This window comes from Lysinibacillus sp. NPDC056185 (genome assembly GCF_047737915.1).
Classification (GTDB): domain Bacteria; phylum Bacillota; class Bacilli; order Bacillales_A; family Planococcaceae; genus Lysinibacillus.
In genome coordinates this window covers 1-1,272 of sequence record NZ_JBLLLQ010000102.1, presented here as the reverse complement: position 1 = coordinate 1,272, position 1,272 = coordinate 1, and the positions used below count along the sequence as shown (strand labels likewise).

At 74.3% G+C, this 1,272-nt stretch carries 2 protein-coding genes; both read right to left on the bottom strand.

What is annotated here, in order from left to right; translation table 11 throughout:
- A partial coding sequence (tpg, locus tag ACMZ42_RS27155) for a telomere-protecting terminal protein Tpg (RefSeq protein WP_415733449.1) occupies nucleotides 1-502 on the bottom strand: 502 nt, incomplete at its 3' end.
- Between the two features lie 13 nt (nucleotides 503-515).
- Nucleotides 516-1,272 (bottom strand): hypothetical protein (locus tag ACMZ42_RS27150; protein ID WP_415733448.1); only part of this gene is annotated, 757 nt, incomplete at its 5' end.

The window sequence follows — 1,272 nt, the reverse complement described above, 5'->3', positions numbered from 1 at the left end:
GGCCTTGAGCGCGGCGGCCCCGGTCCTGGAAGTACGAGTACCCCAGCCCCTGCCCGACCAGCTCTTGCAGCTGCTCCTCATCTCCGGAGCGCCACGCCTCCCAGATCCTCCCGCTCACGTCCGGCGGCAGCGTCTCGGTGATCCGCCGCATCCGGCCGTCGTCGGTGGTGCCAGGCGCGGCGGTGAACCCGAACCGCGCCCGGGTCTCCACCACCAGGCCGTCCCGGGCGGAACGGCGCTGTGCCTCGGCGGTGACCCGGGGCTGCCAGTCGCGGGCCGCCTCCCGCTCCAGTGCGGCGGCACGCTTGCCGGTCGGCTGCTGCTCGCCCTTCGCCCAGCGCTGGACGGTGCGCTGGCTGACGCCCAGCCGGTCAGCCACGGCGCGGGTGCTGCCCTTCTCGCGCTTGAGCAGGAACCGCAGCCGAGCCCCTGCGGACTTCGGCAGCGGGCGCGTCCACGCTGCCTGTGCGGCGCGACTGAGCGCGTCTCCGATGATCCCCATGTCCGTCTCCCCCTCAGAACGGTGCAGGTGCTGCTGCCTGGCGGCAGTCTCGGCAGGTGCTCACTCCGGCCACGCCCCGAACGGCACGCCCGCAGTTCCCGGCGCAATCCACGATCGCCAGCGGGCCCCGTCCGCCAGTCACCTCCTGCGCTGTGGCGACCGGCGGCTCTCCCCGGACCGGCAGCAAGGACTGCGCGAGCGCGTACGGGTGGCTGACGTGCTCGGTCGGCGGGATGCGATCGAGTCGGCCCAGTAGCTCGGCGGCCGTCCAGCCGTTGGTCATCAGGTGGGCGATGTGGCGCCGGGTGCGCTCGTGCTGAGCGTCGGTCAGTCCAGCCAGCCACCAGACCTGATCCATCAGGTCCACGGCCGCGCCCTCCGCCCAGGGCAGGTCTGCCCACTCCTCGGGCACGTCGGGCAGGCGGATCAGGCCGGACAACAGGGTGTAGCGGTCCGGCAGTCCCCGGACCCGGCCGCGCCGGTCCCAGCGCACCAGCTGGTCATCCTCCAGGTGCCCCCGGTGGGTGCGCAGGGTGCGCACGCTGATCCCGAGGGCCCGGGCCAGATCCTCCTGCCGCTCCTGCCCGGTCCAGTCGGCACCGGCATGGAGCGCCAGCGCGGCCAGCAGACGGCAGCAGGTGCGGTCGCGGGTCTGGATGGACGCGGCCCACTCCGCAGGGCTCGGCGAGGTGGGCAGGGGGCGGGCCCGGCCGACGCTGGCGCCCGGCAGAGGCGTCCGGCGGTCCACATCAATGCGCCCAGCGGTGACC